This is a genomic window from Qipengyuania sp., from assembly GCF_048550555.1.
Classification (GTDB): domain Bacteria; phylum Pseudomonadota; class Alphaproteobacteria; order Sphingomonadales; family Sphingomonadaceae; genus Qipengyuania.
The window spans coordinates 30,872-55,420 of sequence record NZ_JBLYYF010000028.1; the positions used below are offsets into that span (position 1 = coordinate 30,872).

A 24,549-nucleotide genomic window follows, 5' to 3' on the forward strand; every position below is an offset into this window, starting at 1 on the left:
ACGCGCCTCAGTTTCCGGTCAGCTGCTTGCGCACGGCCTCGATCGCCGTCGGATTGCGCGAAACGCCCAGTTCTTCGCGCATCGCCTTGCCGAACTGCTGGGCATATTCGTCGCCGAGGAGCGGGCCCATCTGCCGGTGCGCCTGCTCGATCAGCGGATCGTCCCTGGCGATATCGTCCATCGCGATGTCGTCGACCTTGATCACGAAGAAGCCGGCATTCCCGCCCGCGTCGAGTTTCTTGGTCGTCCCTTCGGCCATGCTGAACAGCAGGGCGATCGGGGGCGGGATGCGGCGCTCGCGCTGGCGGGCGAGGTCTTCGCGGGTCATGTCGATCTTCTGCGCGGGGGGCACGCGGCGGTCCTCGGCGGCCAGCGCCTCGGCCATGGACTTGCCTCCACGGACGCGCGCCATCACGCGGTCGGCGGCCGCCTGGGCGGCTTTCATCCCCTCGCTCGCGCGCCAGCGCGCCTCGACGAGCTTTGCGATCTCGTCATAGGGAGCCGCCGCGGCAGGAACGATGTCGCTGACTTCGTAGACGAGGTAGGTCTGGCCGCTTTCCACCGGCGCGATCTCGGGCTCTTCCACCTCCATCTGGAAGGCGGTGGCGAGCGCGGGACGCAGCACTTCGGGCACCGACTGGTCGGGCGACGCGAAGATGCGGCCGTCGGCGACCGCCGGCTCGGTGCTTTGGAGATCGAGATCGAGATCCTTGGCGACTTCGGCCAGCGTCGCGCCGTCGTCGAGCTGTTCCTCGATTTCGCTGGCGAGATCGGCCAGGCCATGAACGCGCTTTTCCTCGCGCAGTGCGGTGGAGATCTCGTCGCGGGCTTGGGCCAGCGTCCGCGCCGGAGTCGAGTCGACGGCATCGATGCGCGCGATGTGCCAGCCGAGCGGGCTACGCGCCGGCTTGGTCATCGAACCGCGCGTTGCAGTGAAATAGGCGGCGGCCACGGCAGGCGAGGCCTGTGCCGAGAGGCCTTCGCGCAGCACGTCGACCACCGGCGCGGCGCGCAGGCCGGCCTCGCGTGCGACGGCTTCGAAGGACTCGCCGGCGACCACGCGCTTGCGGATGGCATCGGCAGCGGCTTCCGTCGGCACGATGACCTGGGTCACGTCCCGCGTCTCGCTGGCGGCATATTGCTTGGCGTCGCGCTTGTAGCGTGCGGCGATCTCTGCATCGGTCGGCTCGATGCGATCTCCCAGCGCGTTCGAATCGAAAGTGGCGAAGCGGATCGTCCGGCGCTCGGGGCGGACGAAGGCATCGCGGTTCTTCTGGTAATAGGCGCGCAGAACCTTGGGGTCGGCCTTGCCAGCCGGTGCATAGGTCGCCGCCGGGAGCAGCGCGACCTCGCCCTTGCGGCGTTCCTTGAAAAGCTGCGCATAGCGATAGGCGAGCTTGTCGGGGACGGTTGCGCCGAAGCCGGCCGGGATCAGCAATTGCTGAGACAGCAGGCCGACACCGAGATCGTCGCGGACCTGCGCGTCGGTCAGGCGCTGCTGCGAGAGGGTCTGACGGTAGATGTCCTCGCTGAAATTGCCGTCGGGGCCGCGGAAGGCCGGGATCATGCGGATTTCGCTGTTGATGAGATTGTCGCCGACGCGGATGCCATGCTCTTCGGCGTATTCCTTGAGCGCGGCGCGGCCGATCAGGGAATCGAGCGCGCTATCGAGACCGCCTTCGCGCAGGAAAGCCTGCATCGTCGCGGTCGGCTGTTCCTGCCGCAGCCTCTCGTGGCCGTTATTCGCCCCGCGAACCAGATCGGCGGTGGATATCTTCTCGTCTCCGACGACGGCCACGCGATCGCCGCCAGCAATTCCGCCGAATGCGCCGCTGCCGGAAACATCGGCGCTGGCAAAGGCGAGGGCGATCAGACCGAGGAAGGCCAGCGAGATCGCGAGGCCGAGCTTGGTCTTGAAGAAGTTGCGAAAGAACTGGAACATGACGTGCGGGCTATCCCGTATCTGGCGGCTGTCGATCAGGCGGGGCCTGGTTGGGTTGGGGCGCTTTATCCGCCCTGCGACCTCCCGGCAACAGGTTGCAAAGGGTTTTGACGTGCGATCAAACCTTGGCTAGCGGAGCCAATCCCCCGGCCCGTATAGCGGGCGACAGATTCAGATAATTCGCAGGACTTACCCATGGCCGAACGGCCCTATATCGTCGGAAACTGGAAAATGAACGGCACGCGCGCGATGCTTTCCGAAGCACGCGCCATCGACCGTGCCGCGCAGCGCTACATGAAGGTGGAGGTGGCTGTGGCCCCGCCCTACACGCTGATTCACGCGGTCCACAAGGAAGCCGAGCAGATCGGCGTCGGCGCGCAGGACTGCTACCCCGGAGCGGAAGGCGCGCACACCGGCGACATCAACGCCTCGATGATCGCCGATGCGGGCGCGAAATTCGTCATCCTCGGCCATAGCGAGCGGCGCCAGGACCATGGCGAAACCGACGAACTGATCAATGCCAAGATCGAATCGGCGCTCGATGCCGGCCTGCGGGTGATCCTGTGCTGCGGCGAAACGCTCGAAACGCGCGATGCGGGCGAGACGGAAGCCTTCGTGCTGGCGCAGCTCAAGGCGGCGCTGCCCGCATTCCAGGATCCCGCCGACCGGCTGACGATCGCCTATGAGCCGATCTGGGCGATCGGCACCGGACGGACCGCGACCACCGACGATATCGCCGCCATGCATGGAGCGATCCGCGGCTTGCTCGACGAGACCTACGGTGCGGAAGCCTCGGCGCAGGTGCGCATTCTCTACGGCGGTTCGGTCAAGCCGGACAATGCGCGCGAAATCCTCGCGACGCCCGAAGTCGGCGGCGCGCTGGTCGGCGGCGCCAGCCTTTCGGCCGAGAACTTTCTCGGCATCGTGGTCGGCGCCTCGGAGACCGAAGAGGTCTGATCCCGCCACGCTTGCCGTTTGCCCCGCACGTGCCTAAATGCGCGTGACCCCCGCTATCGCAGTTCCAAGAGTATCCGCATGTTCCTGTTTCTCACCGTCGTCCAGGCGATCGTCGCAGCCGCGCTTGTCGGTGTCATCCTGATGCAGCGCTCCGAAGGGGGCGGCCTCGGTGTCGGCGGCAGCCCCTCGGGCATGCTGAGCGCGCGCGGTGCAGCTGACTTCCTGACCCGTTCGACCAAATGGCTCGCGGTGGCCTTCGTCGTCCTGTCGATCGCGCTCGCCGCGGTCGCGGTCGAAACCACCGGCAGCGACGCCATCGAATCGACGCTCGACCGGACGGTGGCTCCGGCGGCACCGGCCGACCCGCTCGGCCCGGCGACGACGGGCGAGGGTACCCCGGCCGGCGACGATCCGCTGGCCGACGTAGCCGAATAACCGAATTCTAGGTGCAGGCCTGTGGATTGCGTCGCGCTCGCGGCGCGATTTGCACCTGTTTGTGCTTGCCCCGACTCAACCCTTCAGCTTAAGGCCCGACTCCCATGGCGCGGTATATCTTTATCACCGGCGGCGTGGTCTCCTCGCTTGGCAAAGGTCTCATGGCAGCATCGCTCGCTGCCCTCCTTCAGGCGCGTGGCTACAAGGTCCGCATCCGGAAATTCGACCCCTATCTCAACGTCGATCCGGGGACGATGTCCCCCTATCAGCACGGCGAGGTCTACGTCACCGACGACGGGGCCGAGACCGATCTCGACCTCGGTCATTACGAGCGCTTCACCGGCGTTTCGGCACACCAGGGCGACAACATCACCTCGGGCCGGATCTATCAGGACATCATCGCCAAGGAGCGCCGCGGCGACTATCTCGGCGCCACCGTCCAGGTGGTCCCGCACGTCACCGACGAGATCAAGGCCTTCGCGCTCGCCGGGCAGGACGACCATGATTTCATCCTCTGCGAGATCGGCGGGACGGTCGGCGACATCGAGGGCCTGCCCTTCATGGAGGCGATCCGCCAGCTGCGGAACGATCTCGAACCGTGGCAGACGCTCAGCGTCCACGTCACGTTGGTGCCCTATATCGCGGCGGCGGGCGAGCTGAAGACCAAGCCGACGCAGCACTCGGTGCGCGAACTCGCCAGTCTCGGGATCAAGCCCGACGTGCTGCTGTGCCGCGCCGAGCATCCGATCCCCGATAGCGAACGCCAGAAGATCGCCAATTTCTGCAACGTTCGCAAGGAAGCGGTCATTCCCGCGCTCGATGCACCCTCGATCTATTCGGTTCCGCTGCAGTATCATGGCGAAGGTCTCGATACCGAGGTCCTGCGCGCCTTCGGCATCACCGATGCGCCTGACCCAGACCTGTCGCGCTGGTACGACGTGGTCGACCGCCATTCGAATCCCGAGGGCGAGGTGACGATCGGCGTGGTCGGCAAGTATGTCGGCCTGCAGGATGCGTACAAGTCGCTCAACGAGGCGCTGGTCCACGGCGGCATGGCCCACCGGGTCAAGGTGAACATCAAGTGGATCGACGCCGAGGTCTTCGAAGGCGACGATAGCGAGATCGCCGCGCGGCTCGAACCGATGCACGCGATCCTCGTCCCCGGCGGTTTCGGCGAACGCGGCAGCGAGGGCAAGATCGCCGCGGTCCGCTTCGCCCGCGAACGCAAGGTGCCCTTCCTCGGGATATGTCTCGGCATGCAGATGGCCTGCATCGAGGCGGCCCGTTCGGCGGGATTCGCCAGGGCCTCCTCGACCGAATTCGGGGAGACCGAGGAACCGGTGGTCGGGATCATCACCGAATGGATGACCGAAGAGGGGTTGCAGACGCGCGAGGCCGGGGGCGATCTCGGCGGCACGATGCGGCTCGGCGCTTACGACGCGACGCTGGCGGCCAACAGCCATGTGTCGAGCATCTATGGCGGCGCGACGACGATTTCCGAACGCCATCGCCATCGCTACGAGGTCAACGGCGCCTATGTCGACCCGCTCGAAAAGCAGGGCCTGATCTTCTCAGGCATGTCGCCCGACGGCCTGCTGCCCGAAATCGTCGAGCGGCCCGACCATCCTTGGTTCATCGGCGTGCAGTTCCATCCCGAGCTCAAGTCCAAGCCCTTCGATCCTCATCCGCTGTTCGCAGGTTTCGTCGGCGCGGCGCTCGATCAAGCCCGCCTCGTCTGAGCCGAGTTGTCAGCGGCTTTTCCTAAGTCGCTGATTTTCTTGGCGAGAGAGTCACGGGTGCTTGTAACCATGCGACAAAATCCGCGTACGCTGCGCTGGCGGGTTTATCTTTTGTTATATCTGATGCAGGATGCACCGCATTCCCGCTCCAAAGGCGTGAATTCACGAGACAACGCTTCGCGCGCAAGCGGTGGGGCTTGCCTCGATGACGATCGTCTTCTGCGACCCGGACGGTCGATTTCGAGGTTAGGCGGCGTCATGCGTCGCGGGGGCGGAACCCAAGTTCCGCCCCCTATTCGTTTCCAGTCATGCAAGAGGGTGAGAGGGGTCAGGCAGCCTTGGTGTTGCCGTCGTCCTCGTCATCCTTGACCACTTCGAGCGGCTGCTGGCCGCCGATCGCGATCTTCTTCGGCTTCATGGCCTCGGGCACTTCGCGCACCAGGTCGATCACCAGCAGGCCATCGGCGAGGTCGGCATTGGCGACCCGGACGTAGTCGGCCAGTTCGAACCGGCGCTCGAACCCGCGATTGGCGATGCCGACATGCAGCATTTCACCTTCGGCGACTTCGTCGCGCTTCCGACCGGTGACCACGAGCAGGTTCTGCTGCGCGACGATGTCGAGGTCTCCCTTGCGGAAGCCGGCCACGGCCAGCGTGATGCGGTATTCGTCATCGCCGCGACGCTCGATGTTGAAGGGGGGATAGTTGTCGCCGCCGGCGCCGCGCGCCTGGCGTTCCATCAGGTCGAACACGCGGTCGAAGCCGACGGTGGAACGACGGAAGGGGGTAAGGTCCATACGGTTCATCGAAACAAATCCTCTTGTGAGCGATTCTATCAGGGCGGGGCCCGCATTCGGCACCCCGTCGTCCCCACGTTGATCGTGGCGACACGTTCGAGATAGGCGCACCGTTTGGGCTTTCAAGTACCCGTCGCGCGCGTTAGTTTAGCGCCTGAATACATGAGGAATTCGATGAGCCAGCCCCAGGTCGACATCTACACGAAATTCGGTTGCGGATACTGTTTTCGCGCCAAGCGCCTGCTCGACGAGAAGGGGATCGACTATACCGAGTTCGACATCACCATGGGAGGTCCGAAGCGCGCCGAGATGCTCGAGAGGGCGCCCAATGCGATGACCGTGCCGCAGATTTTCATCGGCGACACACATGTCGGCGGGTCCGACGATCTTGCCGCGCTCGAGCGCGAGGGCAGGCTCGACGCGCTGCTAGGCGGCTGATGCCCCGCATCGCCATCCTCCAGATGACCGCCGGGATCGACCCGGCGGACAATGCGCAGGTGCTGGCCGAAGCGGTCGCACAGGCTGCCCAGGGCGGCGCGACCATGCTCTTCACTCCCGAGATGTCGGGGATGCTCGATCGCGACCGCAAGCGCGCGGCCTCGTCGATCATGCGCGAGGAAGATTCGCCGGTGCTGGCAAAGGTCCGCGACGCCGCGCATGCCCATGCGCTCTGGGTTTCGCTCGGTTCGCTCGCACTCGATGCCGGCGCCGGACGGTGGGCCAATCGCGCTTTCGTGATAGATGCCGCAGGCGCGATCGTGGCCCGGTACGACAAGATCCACATGTTCGATGTCGACCTCGACAGTGGCGAAAGTTGGCGTGAGTCGAACGCCTACCAGCCGGGTTCAGAGCTCGTCGCCGTGCCCCAAACCCCGGTCGGCACGCTCGGGCTGACGATCTGCTACGACATCCGCTTTCCGGCGCTGTTCGACGCGCTCGGCCGAGAGGGCTGCGATGTCATCGCCATTCCCGCTGCCTTCACCGTCCCGACCGGCGCAGCCCATTGGCACGTGCTCCAGCGCGCCCGCGCGATCGAGGCGAGCGCCTTCGTGGTCGCGGCGGCGCAGGTCGGGGAGCATGCGGACGGGCGCCGCACATATGGCCACAGCCTCGTGGTCGATCCTTGGGGCGAGGTCCTGCTCGACATGGGCGGCGAGGAGCCCGGCCTTGCCTTCTGCGACATCGATCTCGCGCGGATCACCGAGGTACGCGCGCAGGTGCCGAGCCTTGCCAATCGCCGCGAAATCGCCAAATAGGCCGCGCAATGATCGTGTTCGACCTCTCCTGCAGTCAGGGCCACCGGTTCGAGGGTTGGTTCGGCTCGTCCGACGACTTCGCCGACCAGAAGGCGGGCGGATTGATCGAATGCCCGACTTGCGGCTGCGACGATGTGGGCAAGGCGCCGATGGCGCCATCGGTGCCGGCCAAGGGCAATGCGCGCTCCGACGCAGGCGACGATACGCGGCAGATGACCACCGGCGACATGCCGCAGGCCGTCCGGAAGGCGCTGGAAAAGCTCGCCAAGGCGCAAGCCAAGGCGCTCGAAAACAGCACCTGGGTGGGCGACCGTTTCGCCGAGAAGGCCCGCGAAATGCATTATGGCGAGACCGACGATGCACCGATCCACGGCCGCACCACGCGCGACGAGGCCGAGGAACTTTCGGCCGAGGGGATTGCCGTCGCCCCGCTGCTCGTACCGGTCGCACCGCCCGACGAACTCAACTGATTGCCTCGCGACGGCGAGCCGCTATACGGGGCCCGGATGCGCCCGTAGCTCAGTAGGATAGAGCATCAGATTCCTAATCTGGGGGCCACAGGTTCGAATCCTGTCGGGCGCACCACAACAGGCGGTCCTGGGAAGGGCCGCCTGTTGTGGTTCGGCGCCTCAGGATCGAACCTCGTTCGGAGTCGAAGCGGAGCGGAGACGGCGCCGCAGGCGCCAATCCTGTCGGGCGCACTACTATCTGCCATAGATGCGGGCCATCGCTGCCAGCGCGGTAAGCAGCAGCGAGCACAGGCCCATCAAGGCGCATGTCCCCACCCAGCCGAAGGCGTCGTATACCGTGGTGCCGGCGAAACTGCCGATCCCGCCGCCAATGAACATGATGACGATATAAACCGTGGTCAGCCGGGTCCGGACCGCGGGATCGAGCGCGAGGAAGGTCATTCTTCCGGTGACGTCGATGCCCGGGCCGACGAGATTGGTGACGAACAGCGGCAGGAGCAATGTCCAGAGCGATCCGCTCAGCGGGTAGAGGAGGGCGATCCCCGCCAGCTGGATGAGCGCGAAGATCACGCGCGCCTGACGCGGTCCGACATGGTCCGCCCACCGGCCCAGCCTCGGGGTCGAAACGATGCTCACTGCAGCCAGCCCGGCGAGATAGCCGACGGCATCGGTGCCATAGCCCATCTGCGGGGAGGTGAGATAGAGCGCGAGGCCGAGCCACACCGCGATGAACTGGCCGAAGTTCAGCGCCTGGATGGCGCCGGAAATCACGATCTCCCGGTGCCGGGCGATGAGCGGGAAGACCGACATCAGCAGCGCGGGATAGGATTGCGCGTCGCTCGACGAACGCTCGCCGCCTTCCATCAGCCGCGGCAGGGCCAGCGTCACCGCCAGCATCAGGGCGGTGGCCAGCCAGTAGACCGAACGCCAGCCGAAATGTTCGGCCATGACCCCCGCGCCGACGCGGGCGACAAGGATGCCGAGGATGACCCCGGCGGCGAGCTTGGCGGTGACCTGCCCGAGGCGTTCGGGCACCACCCGCTTCGAGGCATAGGCGGGCAGCAAATAGGGGGCGATGGTGAAGTAACCGAGCAGGGTCGAGCCAATGACGAAGAGCGTGAAGCCCTGCGCGAGGGTCATGAGTGCCAGCGACGCAGTCTGCCCTGCGGCAAAGAAGATGGTCAGCCGACGGTTGGAGAACCGGTCGCCCAGCGGCAGCAGCATGAAGATGCCGAGCGCCAGGGCGAGCTGGTTGAGCGCGGGGACCAGCCCGATGCGCGCATGGCTGACGCCGAAATGGTCGGCCACCTCGCCGATGATCGGGTGGATGTAATAGGCGTTGGCCGTCACCACCGCTGCAGCGATGGCGAGCGAGGTTTCCTGCGCGCCGGTCAGTCGCGCAGTGTCGTTCAAGCCAAATGTCCGAGCGGTTTCAGCATGACGGGTTCCCGGTGAAAGATCGGGGAAATCCCGTCTCGATTCGAAACCTTAAGGGGTCTTGCGGCGCGTGTCACCCAGCAGGCTGACCGGGACGGTCTCCTTGAAGGTATGGGTCACATAGGGGAAGGGGATTTCGATTCCTGCTTCGTCCAGCGCAGCCTTGATCGCGCGAACGACCTTGTCCCTGCTTTCCCATCCGGCGCGGGGCGCGGAGCCGGCCCACCAGCGCACGAGGAAGTCGACCGAGCTCGAATTGAATTCCTGCGCGAAAATGTCGATGCCCTTGCTGGCGAGCACGTCGTCGACATCCTCCACCGCGCGGCGGATCACCTCGGCGGCGTGGTCGAGCTGGGTGTCGTAGGACACGCCGACCACCACTTCGTGGCGGCGCTCGTCGACATCGGTGAGGATTTCCACCGGGTTCTTGAAAAGGATCGAATTGGGCACGACGGTCAGCTCGCCCGACAGCTTGCGTACATGCGTTTCGCGCAGCGTGATGTGCTCGACCTTGCCGGCGATCCCCTCGCACTCGATGACGTCGCCGATCCGCATCTTCTCGCGCAGCATGATGAGCACGCCGGCGAGGAAGTTCTCGAAAATGTCCTGGAAGGCGAAGCCGATCGCCACCGCGCCGATACCGAGACCCGCGAGCAGGCTCGAGGGGGTCAGATCGGGCATCACCACGATCGCCGCGACGAACAGGCCGAACAGCCAGATGCCGAGCCTGACCAGCGTGTCGATCAGGTTCTTGAGGCTGGCCCTGATTTCGGTCCGTCCGACGATCATGTCGGAAATGCGCACCGCGAAGCGCGCGACGATCCAAGTCAGCAGGATAATGAAAAAGGCAATTGCGAGGCTGGGAAGGCTGGCGACGAAACCCTCGCCCATTTCGCGCAGCTGTTCGCGCAGCGTACCGATGTAATTCACGTGTGCGAAACTCCCTTTGCGCTGCAACGCAACGCAAAGGGTGAGGTTCCTCCGCGCGCGGCGCTCAGCTCTGGCCGTGCTCCTTGCGCGCGAGTTCGTGTAGCCAGTCGGCGTGGCGGGGCGCCTTCTTGGTCTGGCTCCATTCGTCGAGCATCAGCGGGGCGACCCGCTTCAGCTCGGCATATTGCTCGTCGGTGCCAATGTCGGCCGCCAGCTCGACGCGGTGGCCATTGGGGTCGAAGAAGTAGATCGACTTGAAGATGCCGTGATGCGTCGGGCCGAGCACGTCGATCCCGAGGCTTTCGACATGTTCCTTTGCCGCCACCAGTTCCTCTTCGCTGCCGACCTTGAAGGCCAGGTGCTGGACCCACGCAGGCGTGTTTTCGTCACGGCCCATGTCTTTCTGGTTGGGCAGTTCGAAGAAGGCGAGAATGTTGCCGTTCCCCGCGTCGAGGAAGACGTGCATGTAGGGATCGTAGTCCCCGGTCGAGGGCACGTGATCTTCGGCAAAGGCAGTGGTGTAGTCCATGCCGAGGACCTTGCCGTACCATTCGACGGTCTCTTTGGCGTCCTTGCAGCGGTAGGCGGCGTGGTGGACGCCGCCGAGCTTCACGGGATGGTTGGCGACGTCGCTCATTCCGCCGGCTCCGCTTCGACCGACTTGGCCTCTTCGACGCTCAGAACGCCGCGCTTGATCTGGTCGCGCTCCATGCTTTCGAACAGCGCCTTGAAATTGCCTTCGCCGAAGCCTTCGTCACCCTTGCGCTGGATGAATTCGAAGAACACCGGGCCGACCTGCGCCTCGGCGAAGATCTGCAGCAGCAGGCGGGGCTGGCCGCCTTCGGTCGTGCCGTCGAGCAGGATGCCGCGCGCCTTCAATTCGTCGACCGGTTCGCCGTGATCCGGGAGGCGTTCGGGCAGCATCTCGTAATAGGTTTCGGGCGGCGCGGTCATGAAGGGCACGCCGAGCTTCTGGAGATTGTCCCAGCAGGCGACGAGATCGTCGCAGATCAGTGCGATGTGCTGGATGCCTTCGCCGTTGAATTCCTTGAGGAACTCCTCGATCTGGCCCTTGCCGCCTTCGCCTTCCTCATTGAGCGGAATGCGGATCTTGCCGTCGGGAGCGGTCAGCGCCTTCGAGGTCAGGCCGGTATATTCGCCCTTGATGTCGAAGAAGCGGATCTCGCGGAAGTTGAACAGCGTCTCGTAATAGTCCGCCCAGTACTTCATGCGCCCGTTGTAGACGTTGTGCGTCAGGTGATCGATCACGTTGAAGCCGGCGCCGACAGGGTGCTTCTCGACGCCCGGCAGATATTCGAAGTCGATGTCGTAGATCGACAGGCCGTTGCCCTCGGTGTCTTCATAGCGGTCGATCAGATAGACGATCGCGCCGCCGATCCCGCGGATCGCGGGGATGTGCAGTTCCATCGGGCCGGTCTGGACCGCGACCGGTTCGGCGCCGCGTTCGAGGAGCTCTGCATAGGCCTTGCGCGCGTCACGGACACGGAAACCCATGCCACAGGCCGAGGGGCCGTGTTCGCGGGCGAAGAACCACGCGGCGCTCCTGGGTTCGTAGTTGAGGATCAGATTGATCTGGCCCTGGCGCCACAAATCGACGTCCTTCGATCGATGCGTCGCGACATGGGTGAAGCCCATCGCCTTGAAAACCGGTTCGACCACTCCCTTTTCGGGGGCGCAGAATTCGACGAATTCGAAGCCGTCGAGACCGATGGGGTTTTCGAAGAGATCGGGCATTGCAATCCTCTGGAATTATTGTGGCTGACCTGCGAAAATAGTTACACTTGATACCGCCTTGTGTCAAGGTCGGCCTCCGCCCCACGGGACGCATGGTTCCGATTGCGCGACGGCACGATGCTTGGCATCCTCCGGCCCGGAGGAGAGCGGGCATGTTCGAGACGAACAAGGGCATCAACCACATCGCGCTGGTCTGCCGCGACATGAAGCAGACGGTCGATTTCTACACCGGCGTGCTCGGCATGCCGCTGGTCAAGACCGTCCAACTGCCCGACGGCGGACAGCACTTCTTCTTCGATTGCGGCGGCGGCGCGAGCGTCGCCTTCTTCTGGTGGAAGGACGCACCGCCGATGGCCCCGGGGATCGCATCGGTGAAGAATTTCCCATACGATGCCAAGACAGCGGTGGGGTCGATGAACCACATCGCCTTCAATATGGTCGAGACAGAGCTCGAAGCGGCGCTCGACAAGCTCGAAGCCGCCGGGGTCCCGCACACGCATGCCGTGGTCAATCACGACGACAGCCAGGCGGGCGTCGCGCGGGACATGCACGATGGCGTCTTCGTCCGCTCCGTCTATTTCACCGATCCCAACGGCATCATGATGGAATTCGCCGCCTTCACGCGGAAATTCACGCCCGGGGACGTGCGGCACGAACCCGCCACGATGGACCTTTGATGCCGCGGCTGCGCGAAGTCCCGCGGGCGGAAGCCGATGCCGAGGTCACGCTGCCGCTCTACGATTTCCTCTTCGGCGAGCGCGACCCGGTGGCGGAACCCGGCACCTCGACCGGCACGTCTGGGGACTGGTGGACGGTGTTCGCCAATTCGCCCGCCACGCTGAAACACGCGGCGCAGGGCTTTGCCTATTACCGCAGCCCCGAGCGCAAGATCGATCCGGTGCTGCGTGAACTCGGACAGGCCTGGGCGGGCTGGGCCTGCGGCAGCCGGTTCGTCTTCTCGCAGCATTGCAAGTCGCTGAGAGGGCTGAGGGCGCCGGAGGACAAGATCGCCGCCTTGCCGCACTGGCAGGCGAGCGAGCTGTTCGACGCGCGCGAGCGCCTGGTGCTGGCCTATGCCGATCGCCTGGTGATGCATCACGGCCGCGTTCCCGAGGCGCTGTTCGCGGAGCTGCGCGAGGCCTTCACCGACGAGGAGATCCTCGAGCTCACCTACATCACCTGTCTCTACTTCATGCATGGCGTGATGAGCCGTGCGCTGCGGACCGAATACGACGATCGCGACGAGCCGGTCACCGAAGTCGATGCCCCTGAGGACTTTTCGCCGCAGGCCTTCGCAAATAGCTGAAGCGCCCGGAATCCCTCGCAGTTTGCGCTTGCGCGGCGGGGTTAACTGTGATTCTGTATGGTGATGCACCGCAGGAAATCCACGGCCCTGATTCACAAGGCGAAAGTCACGCAGCATGCTGCGTTGGCGGCGCTTCTGATCATGGGCGGGCTCGCCATTGCGGGCCCCTCGGGCCTGCTCGCATGGAGCGAGAACCTGCGCCTGCTCGACCAGCGCAAGGCCCAGCTGACCGAGCTCGAGGCCGAACGCATCGCGCTGGAAAACCGCGTGGCGCTGCTCGATCCCGACCACGCCGATCCGGACATGGTCGGCGAACTGCTGCGCAGCCAGCTCAACGTCGTCCATCCCGACGAAGTGGTCATCAAGCTCGAAGAGTGACGCCGCGCGAAGGCCGGGCGGAAACCACAGCTTGCCGTAAGGGTTTTCGTATGCACATGCGCTGCCCCGTTGCGCGGGCCGTGCGCCTGTGCCTATAGGCGCAACCGATATTCCTCCCCGGAAGAACAAGGACAAAAGTCTTGGCCAAAGCCCCCCGGAGCAAGAAGACCGCCACGAAGTCGCCCGTAGAGGATACAGACTTCATCCTTCACTCGCTGCAGGACCGGCTCGAGAAGGATCGCCAGTTCAAGGCGAGCAATGAGCAGATGCTCCATTTCTACGAGCAGATGCTCCTGATCCGCCGCTTCGAGGAGCGCGCGGGCCAGCTCTACGGCCTCGGCCTGATCGGCGGCTTCTGCCACCTCTACATCGGCCAGGAAGCGGTCGCAATCGGCCTCCAGTCCGCGCTCGACGGCGACAAGGACAGCGTGATCACCGGCTATCGCGACCATGGCCACATGCTCGCCTACGGCATCGATCCCAAGGTCATCATGGCCGAGCTGACAGGCCGCGAGGCGGGCATTTCGAAGGGCAAGGGCGGGTCGATGCACATGTTCTCGACCGAGCACAAGTTCTACGGCGGCCACGGCATCGTCGGTGCGCAGGTCGCGCTCGGCGGCGGCCTCGCGCTCGCGCACCAGTACAATGACGACGGCGGGTTGTGCCTCGCCTATTTCGGCGACGGCGCGGCCAACCAGGGCCAGGTCTACGAGACGATGAACATGGCGGCGCTGTGGAAGCTGCCGATCGTCTTCGTCGTCGAGAACAACCAGTATGCCATGGGCACCGCGGTCGGCCGCAGCTCGGCCGAGACCGAATTCCACCGTCGCGGTACCGCCTTCCGTATCCCCGGCATGGATGTGAACGGGATGGACGTGCTCGAAGTGCGCCAGGCCGCCGAGATCGCCTTCGCGCATGTTCGCGAGGGCAAGGGCCCGGTGCTGATGGAATGCAACACCTACCGCTATCGCGGCCACTCCATGTCCGACCCGGCGAAATACCGCACGCGCGAGGAAGTGCAGGACGTGCGCGAGCACAAGGACCCGATCGAGGGCATCAAGAAGCTGCTGATCGAAAACGGCAGCAGCGAGGACGACCTCAAGGCCATCGACAAGGACATTCGCAAGACCGTGACCGAAGCCGCAGACTTCGCCGAGAATTCGCCCGAGCCCGAGGCGTCCGAACTCTACACCGACGTTCTGGTCGGGGAGTATTGAGCCATGGCTATCGAACTCAAGATGCCCGCGCTGTCGCCCACCATGGAAGAGGGCACGCTCGCCAAATGGCTCAAGTCCGAAGGTGACGAGATCGTCGCCGGCGACATCATCGCCGAGATCGAGACCGACAAGGCGACGATGGAATTCGAGGCGGTCGACGAAGGCACGCTCGGCAAAATCCTCGTCGAGGAAGGCACCGAGGGCGTGAAAGTCGGGACCGTGATCGCCATGATTGCGGGTGAGGGCGAAGATGCCGCCGATGTCGCGGCCCCCGCGCAGTCCGCGCCCGCCGAAGACGTTCCGGGCGAGGGCAAGGACGTCGGCCGCGAGCCGAGCGAGGCCGAGATCACCAAGCCCGCGCGCAAGACCGATGTGAAGGACCCGGACGTGCCCGAAGGCACCAGCTTCACCTCGACCAGCGTCCGCGAAGCGCTCCGCGACGGCATGGCCGAGGAAATGCGCAAGGACGAACGCGTCTTCGTGATGGGCGAGGAAGTTGCCCAGTACCAGGGCGCCTACAAGGTCACGCAGGGCCTGCTCGACGAATTCGGACCCAAGCGGGTGATCGATACGCCGATCACCGAATACGGCTTCGCCGGCATCGGCACGGGCGCGGCGATGGGCGGCCTGCGCCCGATCGTCGAGTTCATGACCTTCAACTTCGCCATGCAGGCGATCGACCACATCATCAACTCGGCGGCCAAGACCAACTATATGTCGGGCGGCCAGATGCGCTGCCCGGTCGTCTTCCGCGGCCCCAATGGCGCGGCGAGCCGCGTCGGCGCCCAGCACAGCCAGAACTACGGCCCGTGGTACGCCAGCGTCCCCGGCCTGATCGTCATTGCGCCCTATGACGCGGCCGATGCCAAGGGGCTGATGAAGGCGGCGATCCGCTGCGAGGACCCGGTGGTCTTCCTTGAGAACGAACTCGTCTATGGACGTAGCTTCGACGTCCCCGACATTGAGGATTACGTCCTGCCGATCGGCAAGGCGCGGATCATGCGTGAAGGCTCCGACGTGACCATCGTCGCCTATTCGATCGCGGTTGGCCTCGCGCTCGAGGCGGCCGAGGAGCTGGCGGGCGAAGGGATCGATGCCGAAGTCATCGACCTGCGCACGCTGCGCCCGCTCGACAAGGAAGCGATCCTCACGTCGCTCGCCAAGACCAACCGTCTGGTGATCGCGGAGGAAGGTTGGCCGACCTGCTCGATCGCTGCGGAAGTGATCGCGATCTGCATGGAGGAAGGTTTCGACCATCTCGACGCACCGGTCACTCGTGTGTGCGACGAGGACGTGCCACTGCCCTACGCCGCCAATCTCGAAAAGCTGGCGCTGATCGACACCCCGCGCATCGTCGCGGCGGCGAAGAAGGTCTGCTATCGCGACTGATGGGGAGGGCGCTGCGATGGAGCGTGCCGAACTGATCGACGAATGCCCCGAGGTCGCGCGAATCGCCCTGGCGAGCGCGGGGCGGCACCGCGATCTGTGGCTCGCAGCCTTCGCGCTCGACGGTCGCATCGGCCGGATGGTGCTTGGCGCGACCGAGCCTATGCTCGGCCAGATACGGCTTGCCTGGTGGCGTGACCAGTTCGGCCAGTCCGTCGCCACGCGTCCTGAAGGCGATCCGCTGCTCGATCTCATCGGCCGGAGCTGGGAGGGCCGCGAGCGGGCGCTTTGCGAACTCGTCGACGGGTGGGAGGCCTTGCTTTCTCCGCGACCCTTGAGCGAAGCCGATTGCGCCTCCTTCGTGGCTGGGCGAGCGAGCCTCGCGCGGGCTCTGGCCGAAAGCGTCGGAAGCCCCGCCGCCGTGAGCGAAGCCAAGCGCGCCGGCACGCTTTGGGGGCTTGCCGACCTCGCCATCCACGCGCAGGAGGCCGGCGAACGCAGCGCAGCGCTCGATCGCGCGGCCGAGATTGCTCACCAGAGTCTGCGCCTGCCGCGCACACTGCGGCCCCTGTCGGTCATCGGTGGACTGGCCCGCCGTTCGCTGAACTCCGGAGGTCGTCCGTTTCTGGGCGATCGCGTCAGCCCATTCATTGCCTTGCGATTGGGTCTCTTCGGGCGCTAGATGCTGGCGAGGGAGGGTGGCCCATGAACCGGATCGTGCTCGGAGCGGTGATTGCACTGGCGCTGGCGGGGCTGGGCGCATTCTGGTGGCAGGGCCGGGCCGAGATCGAACGCGGTGCGCCGCCCCCGCAGCCTGTGGAGGCGCCTGCCGCCGACGCCGAAATTCCCGCTTCCGATGCGGGCGATGCCGTCGGCCCCGCGCCACCGGAAGCGACCGAACTCACCAAGGAGCAGCGCCGCTTCTTCCGCTACGATCGCAACCGCGACTGGCGCATCACGCGTACCGAAATGCTCTCGACCCGAAGCGACGGCTTCCGCAAGCTCGACAAGGACGGCAACAACTTGCTTGATTTCGAGGAGTGGGCGGTGGCCACGGTCGAGAAATTCGAAAGCGCCGATGCCGATGGCGACAACCAGCTGACCCCGGGCGAGTTCGCCGCGACCGCACCCAAGCCGACCAAGAAGACCCGCTGCGCCTGTTAGGCGGCGGTGAGTTCGGCCCCGGCCAGCCATTCGCCGAAATCGGCCTTGGCGCGGTTGGTATAGGCTTCCTTGCGGACCTTCTTGCCGACCTCGTGCAACGGCGGGAAGAGGCCGAAATTGACGTTCATGGGCTGGAAGGTGTCGGCCTCCGCATCTCCGGTGATGTGCGAGAGCAGCGCCCCGAAAGCGCTCGTCCGCGGTGGCGGGGCCCAATCGCGACCACCCAGTTCCGCTGCCGCCATCAAGCCGGCCATCAACCCCACCGCGGAGCTTTCGACATAACCCTCGCATCCGGTGATCTGGCCCGCGAAGCGGACATGCTCGCCGCCCTTCAGGCGCAGCTGCCGGTCGAGTACCAGCGGCGAATTGATGAAGGTGTTGCGATGCAGCCCGCCGAGCCGCGCGAATTCGGCATTCTCGAGCCCCGGAATCGTGCGGAAAAGCTCGATCTGCGCGCCGTATTTGAGCTTGGTCTGGAAGCCGACCATGTTCCACAGCGTGCCGAGTTTGTTGTCCTGCCGTAGCTGGACCACCGCATAAGGCCAGCGCCCCTGCGGGAATTCTTCCGAGGTGTCGAATGGGTTGTCGAGCCCGACGCCCTTCATCGGCCCATACCGGAGCGTCTCGACGCCGCGCGCAGCCATGACCTCGATCGGCATGCAGCCGTCGAAATAGGGCGTGTCGGCCTCCCATTCGCGGAACTCGGTCTTCTCGCCGTCCATCAGCCCCTGGTGGAAGGCCAGGTACTGCTCCTTGGTCATCGGGCAGTTGATGTAGTCGCCGTCTTCGTTCGAGGCCTCGGTGCGCTTGTTCCAGCGGCTCTGGATCCAGCACTTCGACATGTCGATGCTGTCGTGGTGGACGATCGGCGCGATGGCGTCGAAGAAGGCGAGCCGGTCCTGCCCGGTTGCGGCGACGATGCTGTCGGCCAGCGTCTGTGCGGTCAGCGGGCCGGTGGCGACAATGGTCGGGCCGGAGGCGGGCAGGGCATCGACCCGCTCGCGGACCACGGTCACGTTGGGGTGCTCTTCGAGGTTGCGCTGGACCTCGGCCGAGAAGACATCGCGGTCGACCGCCATGGCCGACCCCGCGGGGACGCGCGCGACTTCGCCCGCGCGCATCACCAGGCTGTCGAGACGGCGCATTTCGTGATGCAGCAGGCCGACCGCATTCTTGGTGTCGTCGTCCGAACGGAAGCTGTTCGAGCAGACCAGTTCGGCGAGGCCGTCGGTCTGATGCGCCGGGGTCGTCTCGCCGCTGCCGCGCATTTCCGAGAGGCGTACCTTGAAGCCGCGTTGCGCGAGCTGCCAGGCTGCCTCGCTGCCGGCGAGGCCGCCGCCAATGATGTGGATATCGTGGGTCATCGCGCGCGCCCTAGTGCTTGCATGGGGGCTTCGACAAGGCCTAGCGTCGCGCAATGCCTAGCCGCGCCCTCGCCAAACATCGTCCCTGGCTGCTTGCAAGCCTGATTGCGGGCATCAGCTACTTCTTCGTGTCCGACGATCCCATCGGCGGCACATGGCTCATGCTGTGGAAGGGAGCCGGGGTCGCCTGCCTGGCCGTCTATGCGGCATTCCGGACGCGCGGGTTCGACGGGCTTCTGATAGCCCTGGTGATGGCATTCGGCGCGGCCGGCGACATCGCGCTCGAGATCAGCTTTCTCGTCGGGGGCAGCCTGTTCGCCATCGGTCATGTCCTCGCCATCGCGCTTTACCTGCGCAATCCGCGCGAGAAGGCGACGCTGAGCCAGGTGCTTGCCGGTGCAGCGCTGCTATTCCTCACGCCGGTGATCGCGGGCACGATGACCTACGGCTTGGACAACTGGATCGTCGCGACCGTCTACTCGGCGATCGTCGGTGCCATGGCCGCTGCGGCATGGACCAGTTGCTTTCCGCGCTATCGGGTCGGCATCGGGGCGGTGATGTTCGTCGTCAGCGACCTGCTGATCTTTGCGCGCGAGGCATCGGTCGTCCCCGACGCAATCACCCCGTGGCTCATTTGGCCGCTCTACTATGGGGCGCAGTTCCTGATCGCAGTGGGCGTCGTGCAGGCGTTGCGCAAAGCCGCGCAGCGTTCCGCAGCCTAGGCCCGCCAGGCTGTAATGGTCGTGCGGTGCAATTCGCGGCGGTGACCCTCGTAGCCTCCGGTCGCCTTGTGGAGCACCGAGCGGTTGTCCCACATCACCAGCATGCCCGGCTCCCATCGGTGGCGATAGACGAACTCCTCGCGTGCCTGCCACTGCGACAGTTCGGCCAGCAGGGCGATTGCCTCGGCCTGCTCCATCCCCTCGATGCCGACGATGTAGCCGATGGTCGAATAGAGGCACTCGACGCCCGTCTCAGGGTGGCGCTGGACCAGCGGATGGGGCTGTGTGGCCCGGGCGCTTTCGTTCGGCCTGATCGCCATCGTGCGGCCCTTGTCGCGCGCGCCATAGGTGCCGTCGGGCGCATAGGCGAGCTTGGCGCTGTGGATGGAGGTCAGGCCGCGCAAGGAGGCCTTGCGCTCGTCGGGTAGCGCCGCGAAGGCGGCGGCCTGATCGGCGAACAGCGTGTCGCCCCCCGTCGGCGGGATATCGATCGCCATCAGGCAGGTCCCTGCCGGGGGGTGCTCGAGGAAGCTCCAGTCGCTGTGCCAGTTCTCGGCGAAAAGCGGCGTGTCCTCGTCCGCCTCGCGCAGGATCGCGGCGACATGGTCACGCCCCTCGATCGGCGCGAAGAACGGATCCTCGCCGAACCCGCCCATGGCGAGCGTGAAGGCTTCGAGCGCATCGTCGTCGAGGTGCTGGTCGGGAAAGGCGAGGACCTTGTGCTCGAGCCAGATCGCACGGATTTGCCGCGCGAGGTCGGGCGACACCGGTTGGGAAAGGTCGAGCCCGGTCACGCGTGCGCCGCACGCCCGTCCGCTCTGCTCGACCGTCAGGCTCATCCGCCCGGTTCCCCATCGATGTTCTTGTCCGAATGCGCCGTGGTGTGCGGCGTGGTCGGATTGAGGCTGCCGCCATGCGCGGCGATTTCGTCCGCCACCGCTTCTTCGGCCTCGTTTTCCGGCTCTTCGGTCTCGTCGATCAGCGCTGCGCCGACGACTTGCTCGCCCTTGGCGACGTTGAAGATGCGTACGCCCGCCGATCCGCGCCCGATGATGCGGAATCCGCCGGGATCCTCGCCTTCGAGCAGGTGGCGGAAGTCGATCGGCATGCGGATCAGCTTTGCCTGGTCTGTGACGAGCATGAGCTGCGACCCATGACGCACGGGGAAGCTGGCAACCACCGGCCCGTTGCGGTCGGGATTGCTTTCGGGCGTGCCGATATTGGTGAGGCCCTGTCCGCCGCGCCCGATGGTGCGGTATTCGTAGGCCGAGGAGATCTTGCCGTATCCGTTGGCGGTCAGCGTGAGGACGAATTCCTCCGCCTCGGCCATCTCGCCGACGGTCTCGGCTGCGAGCGTGGGCTCGGCGTCATTGTCCTTCCACGGCGCCGCGCGCAGATAGGCATCGCGGTCCTCGGTAGTCCATTCGCCGCCGTCGAGCACGGCCATCGAAACGACCTTCTGGCCGTCCTTGAGCTTCATCCCGCGCACGCCGATGCCGGTGCGGCTCTTCGTTTCGCGCGCATCGGTGGCGGAGAAGCGGATCGCCTTGCCGGCATCCGAGGCGAGGAAGATTTCCTGGTCCTCGGTCAGCAGCCGCACGCCGATCAGCCGATCGCCGCTTCCATCGACGAAGCCCATCGCATACTTGCCGTTGCTCGGCACGTTTGTGAAGGCATCCATCGAATTGCGGCGCACCATGCCCTGCTCGGTGGCGAAGACGATGTTGAGCTTGGACCACTCGTTCTCGTCCTCGGGCAGCGGCAGCACGTTTGTCACGCGCTCCTCGTCGCCCAGCGGCAGGAGGTTGACCATCGGCCGGCCCTTGGTCTGCGGGCCGCCTTCGGGCAGCTTCCACACCTTCATGCGATAGACGCGGCCGGTGTTGGTGAAGAACAGCACCGGATTGTGCGTCGAGGTGACGAACATCTCGACCACCGCATCCTCGTCCTTGGTCGCCATGCCGCTGCGGCCCTTGCCGCCACGGTTCTGCGCGCGGAAGGCATCGAGCGGGGTGCGCTTGATGTAGCCGCCGTGGGTGACGGTGACGACCATCTCCTCGCGCTCGATCAGGTCCTCATCCTCGATCCCGTCCCAGGCGGGGGCGATCTCGCTGATGCGCGGGGTGGCGTAGGTGTTGCGGATCTCCTCGAGTTCCTCGCGCATCACCCCATAGAGCTTCACGCGGTCGGCGAGGATCGAGAGATACTCCTCGATCGCGATGCTCAATTCCTTGAGCTCGTCGCCGATCTCGTCGCGACCGAGCGCGGTCAGGCGGTGAAGCCGCAGGTCGAGGATCGCCTTCACCTGCCGTTCGGACAGGCGATAGGTCCCGCCGCTCTGTTCGTCGGTCGGCTCGATCGCCTCGACCAGCGCGATATATTGCGCGATGTCGCCGATCGGCCAGTCCTTGGTGAGCAGCTTGGCGCGGGCATCGGCCGGGTTCGACGAACTGCGGATCATCGCCACGACCTCATCGAGGTTCGAGACTGCGACCACCAGGCCGAGCAAGATATGCGCCCGTTCGCGCGCCTTGTTCAGCTCGAACTTGGTGCGACGCGTTATGACTTCTTCGCGGAAGGCGATGAAAGCCTGGATGAAATCCCGCAAGGTCAGGACTTCGGGGCGGCCGCCGCGGATCGCCAGCATGTTGGCCGGGAAGCTCGCCTGCGCGGGGCTGTAGCGCCAGATCTGGTTGAGCACGACTTCGGGCGAGGCATCTCGCTTCAGATCGACGACGACGCGGACGCCTTCGCGGCTCGATTCGTCGCGGATGTCGGAAATACCCTCGATCCGCTTTTCCTTGGCCGCTTCGGCGATCTTTTCGACCAGGCCGCTCTTGCCGACCTGGTAGGGGATCGAGGTGAGTACGATGGACTGGCGATTGCCCTTGGTCTCGACCTCGTGCCGGGCACGCATCAGGACCGAGCCGCGGCCGGTGGTATAGGCTGCGCGCGCACCCGACTTTCCGAGGATCAGCGGTGCAGTCGGAAAATCGGGTCCGGGGATGATTTCGAAGAGGTCTTCGCTGGTGATCGCCGGGTTTTCGATGAAGGCGAGGCAGCCATCGATCACTTCGCCGAGATTGTGCGGCGGGATGTTGGTGGCCATGCCCACCGCGATGCCGCCCGCGCCATTGACGAGCAGGTTGGGGAAGCGCGCCGGAAGAACCGTCGGCTCGCGCCGAGATCCGTCGTAGTTGTCGGTGAAATCCACCGTGTCCTTGTCGAGATCGTCGAGCAGCGAATTGGCCACGCGGGCGAGGCGTGCTTCGGTGTAGCGCATCGACGCCGGCGGGTCGGGGTCCATCGAGCCGAAGTTGCCCTGACCGTCGACCAGCGGCACGCGCAGCGACCAGTCCTGCGTCATCCGCGCGAGCGCATCGTAGATCGCGGCGTCGCCGTGCGGGTGGTAGTTGCCCATCACGTCGCCGACGATCTTGGCGCTCTTGCGGTAGGGCCGCCCGGCGACGAAACCGCCTTCCTGGCTGGCGAAAAGGATGCGGCGGTGAACCGGCTTCAAGCCGTCGCGCACGTCGGGCAGCGCACGGCTGACGATCACGCTCATGGCGTAATCGAGGTAGCTCGTCTTCATCTCATCGACGATGTCGATGCGCGCGTAATCGTGACCGCCGGGGGCGGGGGTATCCAGAATATCGGTATCGTCGGACAAAACGTGTGTTTCCGTACTGCGAACTGCTTATGTCGTGATTGCGTGGAGCCTAGGCGATGGGGGGGCAAAGCGCCACTCGCGCAGGGAACCAAAGCCCGGTTTCGTGCGCTTTTTCCACATATGGGTACTGTCGCCTGCGATGGGAACCATGAACGGTTGGGCGGAGGCGCATTCAAAGCGCGTTCAGCCGCATTTCGGTAGAAGAATTTGCAATGAGAGCCCACACGCGGCATGTGCCGCCCAGCCCGAATTCAACCGGCGCACGGTGCGCTCAGACCCCTTTCCACTCTTGGGAGCTTATCACATGATTTTCACCCGTCTTGCCCGCAAGAATGGTGCGGCCTCGACCCTCGCTCTTGCCCTGGCTCTGACCGCCGGCGGCGTCGTCGGTGCGACCGTGCTCGACACGCCGGCACATGCTGCGAAGAAAGAAAAAGAAAAGGCGGCAAAGCCGTCCTATTCGAAGGCCTTCGTTGCGGCCTACAAGCCGCTCGAGGAGCTCGCGAAGGCCGAGCCGGTCGATTACGCCGCGCTCAAGGCGGGTTTCCCGACGCTGCTGGCAGCGCTCGAGAACGACGACGATCGCTATGCTGCAGGTAGCTTCATCTATGCGAACGCTGCCAAGCAGCAGGACCAGGCGACGGCACTTCAGGGCATGGAGATGATGCTGAAGAGCGGCAAGGTTCCGGCGGAAAATGTCGGCCAGTTCAATTTCGTCGCCGGCCAGCTGGCCTATGCGGCCAACGACTATGCCAAGGCCCGACCCTATTTCCAGGCGGCTGCCGATGCCGGTTATACCGACAACGACCCGCTGATCTTCGTCGCGGAAAGCTATTTCGCCGAAGACCAGGCGCAGCAGGGCCTGACCTATCTCAGCGACCTCATCAACGCCAAGATGGCTGCCGGTGAAACCGTAGATGAAGCTTGGCTCAAGCGCGGTCTGGCACAGGCGTACAACAACAATCTGAACGCCGAAGCGAACAAGTACTCGAGCTGGTACGTCAAGCAGTATCCGGGCGAGGACAGCTGGGGCGACGCCGTTGCCATCCTGCTCAACACGGGCGGCTACCAGAATCCCGAAATCCTCGACCTTCTGCGTCTCGGCAAGCGGGTCGGCGTGCTGCGCGACGGCAAGCTCTATCTCGAATATGTCGATGCCGCGGACTATCGTCGTCTGCCCGCCGAGGTGGTTTCGGTGATCGACGAAGGCTATGCCGCTGGCAAGCTCGACAAGTCCGACCCCTACGTCACCGATACACGCCGCCAGGCGGCGGAGCGTGCCGCGACCGACCGTGCGGATATCGACAAGCTCATAGCCGATGCCAACAAGTCGGGTGCGACGCTGGCAACCGTCCTGGCGGCCGGAGATACTCTGCTCGGCCAGGGCCGCCCAGCGGATGCCGAACCCTTCTATGCCAAGGCCCTTAGCATGCCGAGCGCGAATACGCCGATGGTGTTGACCCGCCTGGGTATCGCGCAGTTCGATCAGGGCAAGTATGCCGAGTCCGAAGCGACCTTCAACAAGGTCGAAGGCGCCCGCAAGGCGATCGCCAACCTCTGGGCCATCTACGCTGCCCAGCAGGCGGACGGCGCCGCGATGTAAGCGGGAAACATCCTGAAAATCG

General features: G+C 65.1%; 24 protein-coding genes and 1 tRNA gene. 16 read left to right on the forward strand and 9 right to left on the reverse strand.

What is annotated here, in order from left to right; genetic code table 11:
• Window positions 1-7 precede the first annotated feature (7 nt).
• Complete coding sequence (locus ACN4E0_RS06935; RefSeq protein ID WP_419566784.1) at window positions 8-1,942, reverse strand: SurA N-terminal domain-containing protein; 1,935 nt, start codon at window positions 1,940-1,942, stop codon at window positions 8-10.
• Window positions 1,943-2,137: 195 nt separating this feature from the next.
• Between ACN4E0_RS06935 and tpiA the strand changes: the two genes are divergently transcribed.
• The 3 genes from tpiA (at window position 2,138) to ACN4E0_RS06950 (ending at window position 5,073) form a co-directional block, all read left to right on the forward strand.
• Window positions 2,138-2,899, forward strand: a complete 762-nt coding sequence (tpiA, locus tag ACN4E0_RS06940; RefSeq protein WP_419566785.1) for a triose-phosphate isomerase — start codon at window positions 2,138-2,140, stop codon at window positions 2,897-2,899.
• 78 nt (window positions 2,900-2,977) lie between these two features.
• Window positions 2,978-3,334 carry a preprotein translocase subunit SecG gene (secG, locus tag ACN4E0_RS06945; protein ID WP_419566786.1) on the forward strand — a complete coding sequence of 119 codons (357 nt, stop codon included), beginning with the start codon at window positions 2,978-2,980 and terminating at the stop codon, window positions 3,332-3,334.
• A 104-nt stretch (window positions 3,335-3,438) separates the two neighbouring features.
• Window positions 3,439-5,073, forward strand: a complete 1,635-nt coding sequence (locus ACN4E0_RS06950) for a CTP synthase (protein WP_419566787.1) — start codon at window positions 3,439-3,441, stop codon at window positions 5,071-5,073.
• A 328-nt stretch (window positions 5,074-5,401) separates the two neighbouring features.
• On the opposite strand, the gene ACN4E0_RS06955 is transcribed toward ACN4E0_RS06950, so the two are convergent.
• A complete protein-coding gene (locus tag ACN4E0_RS06955) occupies window positions 5,402-5,878 on the reverse strand; it encodes an Hsp20 family protein (RefSeq protein ID WP_419566788.1) in 477 nt (158 codons plus the stop codon).
• Window positions 5,879-6,043: 165 nt separating this feature from the next.
• Between ACN4E0_RS06955 and grxC the strand changes: the two genes are divergently transcribed.
• From grxC to ACN4E0_RS06975, 4 genes are all read left to right on the forward strand, one after another.
• Window positions 6,044-6,307 (forward strand): glutaredoxin 3, encoded by a 264-nt coding sequence (gene grxC, locus ACN4E0_RS06960; protein ID WP_419566789.1) that lies wholly within the window; start codon window positions 6,044-6,046, stop codon window positions 6,305-6,307.
• On the forward strand, window positions 6,307-7,125 hold the full coding sequence (locus ACN4E0_RS06965) for a carbon-nitrogen hydrolase family protein (RefSeq protein WP_419566790.1): 819 nt from the start codon (window positions 6,307-6,309) through the stop codon (window positions 7,123-7,125). Before grxC ends, ACN4E0_RS06965 begins: the two co-directional genes overlap by 1 nt.
• Before the next feature lie 8 nt (window positions 7,126-7,133).
• A complete protein-coding gene (locus tag ACN4E0_RS06970; protein ID WP_419566791.1) occupies window positions 7,134-7,595 on the forward strand; it encodes a DUF1178 family protein in 462 nt (153 codons plus the stop codon).
• 38 nt (window positions 7,596-7,633) lie between these two features.
• Window positions 7,634-7,710: transfer RNA gene (locus ACN4E0_RS06975), tRNA-Arg, on the forward strand.
• A gap of 119 nt (window positions 7,711-7,829) precedes the next feature.
• Here ACN4E0_RS06975 and ACN4E0_RS06980 read toward each other — a convergent pair.
• The 4 genes from ACN4E0_RS06980 to hppD form a co-directional block, all read right to left on the reverse strand.
• The gene (locus ACN4E0_RS06980; RefSeq protein ID WP_419566792.1) at window positions 7,830-9,008 is read right to left on the reverse strand and encodes an MFS transporter; all 1,179 of its coding nucleotides are present in this window, start codon (window positions 9,006-9,008) and stop codon (window positions 7,830-7,832) included.
• 75 nt (window positions 9,009-9,083) lie between these two features.
• Window positions 9,084-9,962, reverse strand: a complete 879-nt coding sequence (locus tag ACN4E0_RS06985; RefSeq protein ID WP_419566793.1) for a mechanosensitive ion channel family protein — start codon at window positions 9,960-9,962, stop codon at window positions 9,084-9,086.
• Between the two features lie 64 nt (window positions 9,963-10,026).
• Entirely contained in the window at window positions 10,027-10,599 is a 573-nt protein-coding gene (locus tag ACN4E0_RS06990; RefSeq protein ID WP_419566794.1) for a VOC family protein, read from the reverse strand.
• Window positions 10,596-11,717: a 4-hydroxyphenylpyruvate dioxygenase gene (gene hppD / locus ACN4E0_RS06995; RefSeq protein ID WP_419566795.1), complete on the reverse strand. Its 1,122-nt coding sequence runs from the start codon at window positions 11,715-11,717 to the stop codon at window positions 10,596-10,598. The genes ACN4E0_RS06990 and hppD overlap by 4 nt, the downstream gene beginning before the upstream one ends.
• 152 nt (window positions 11,718-11,869) lie before the next feature.
• Between hppD and ACN4E0_RS07000 the strand changes: the two genes are divergently transcribed.
• The 7 genes from ACN4E0_RS07000 (at window position 11,870) to ACN4E0_RS07030 (ending at window position 17,168) form a co-directional block, all read left to right on the forward strand.
• Window positions 11,870-12,394 (forward strand): VOC family protein, encoded by a 525-nt coding sequence (locus ACN4E0_RS07000; protein WP_419566796.1) that lies wholly within the window; start codon window positions 11,870-11,872, stop codon window positions 12,392-12,394.
• Window positions 12,394-13,023, forward strand: a complete 630-nt coding sequence (locus ACN4E0_RS07005) for a carboxymuconolactone decarboxylase family protein (protein ID WP_419566797.1) — start codon at window positions 12,394-12,396, stop codon at window positions 13,021-13,023. Before ACN4E0_RS07000 ends, ACN4E0_RS07005 begins: the two co-directional genes overlap by 1 nt.
• Before the next feature lie 63 nt (window positions 13,024-13,086).
• Entirely contained in the window at window positions 13,087-13,401 is a 315-nt protein-coding gene (locus ACN4E0_RS07010) for an FtsB family cell division protein (protein ID WP_419566798.1), read from the forward strand.
• Window positions 13,402-13,541: 140 nt separating this feature from the next.
• Window positions 13,542-14,618: a pyruvate dehydrogenase (acetyl-transferring) E1 component subunit alpha gene (gene pdhA, locus ACN4E0_RS07015; protein ID WP_419566799.1), complete on the forward strand. Its 1,077-nt coding sequence runs from the start codon at window positions 13,542-13,544 to the stop codon at window positions 14,616-14,618.
• A 3-nt stretch (window positions 14,619-14,621) separates the two neighbouring features.
• Complete coding sequence (locus ACN4E0_RS07020) at window positions 14,622-16,007, forward strand: pyruvate dehydrogenase complex E1 component subunit beta (RefSeq protein WP_419566800.1); 1,386 nt, start codon at window positions 14,622-14,624, stop codon at window positions 16,005-16,007.
• A gap of 16 nt (window positions 16,008-16,023) precedes the next feature.
• Window positions 16,024-16,686 carry a hypothetical protein gene (locus tag ACN4E0_RS07025; RefSeq protein WP_419566801.1) on the forward strand — a complete coding sequence of 221 codons (663 nt, stop codon included), beginning with the start codon at window positions 16,024-16,026 and terminating at the stop codon, window positions 16,684-16,686.
• A gap of 23 nt (window positions 16,687-16,709) precedes the next feature.
• Window positions 16,710-17,168: a hypothetical protein gene (locus tag ACN4E0_RS07030; RefSeq protein ID WP_419566802.1), complete on the forward strand. Its 459-nt coding sequence runs from the start codon at window positions 16,710-16,712 to the stop codon at window positions 17,166-17,168.
• On the opposite strand, the gene trmFO is transcribed toward ACN4E0_RS07030, so the two are convergent.
• Window positions 17,165-18,532: a methylenetetrahydrofolate--tRNA-(uracil(54)-C(5))-methyltransferase (FADH(2)-oxidizing) TrmFO gene (gene trmFO, locus ACN4E0_RS07035; RefSeq protein WP_419566803.1), complete on the reverse strand. Its 1,368-nt coding sequence runs from the start codon at window positions 18,530-18,532 to the stop codon at window positions 17,165-17,167. The two genes, ACN4E0_RS07030 and trmFO, sit on opposite strands and share 4 nt — an antisense overlap.
• Window positions 18,533-18,585: 53 nt before the next feature.
• Between trmFO and ACN4E0_RS07040 the strand changes: the two genes are divergently transcribed.
• The gene (locus ACN4E0_RS07040) at window positions 18,586-19,254 is read left to right on the forward strand and encodes a lysoplasmalogenase family protein (RefSeq protein ID WP_419566804.1); all 669 of its coding nucleotides are present in this window, start codon (window positions 18,586-18,588) and stop codon (window positions 19,252-19,254) included.
• On the opposite strand, the gene ACN4E0_RS07045 is transcribed toward ACN4E0_RS07040, so the two are convergent.
• Window positions 19,251-20,093 (reverse strand): TauD/TfdA dioxygenase family protein, encoded by an 843-nt coding sequence (locus ACN4E0_RS07045; RefSeq protein WP_419566805.1) that lies wholly within the window; start codon window positions 20,091-20,093, stop codon window positions 19,251-19,253. The genes ACN4E0_RS07040 and ACN4E0_RS07045 overlap by 4 nt on opposite strands.
• Complete coding sequence (gene gyrA, locus ACN4E0_RS07050; RefSeq protein ID WP_419566806.1) at window positions 20,090-22,924, reverse strand: DNA gyrase subunit A; 2,835 nt, start codon at window positions 22,922-22,924, stop codon at window positions 20,090-20,092. Before gyrA ends, ACN4E0_RS07045 begins: the two co-directional genes overlap by 4 nt.
• A gap of 304 nt (window positions 22,925-23,228) precedes the next feature.
• On the opposite strand from gyrA, the gene ACN4E0_RS07055 reads away from it, so the two are divergent.
• The gene (locus ACN4E0_RS07055) at window positions 23,229-24,527 is read left to right on the forward strand and encodes a hypothetical protein (RefSeq protein WP_419566807.1); all 1,299 of its coding nucleotides are present in this window, start codon (window positions 23,229-23,231) and stop codon (window positions 24,525-24,527) included.
• The last annotated feature ends 22 nt before the right edge of the window (window positions 24,528-24,549 follow it).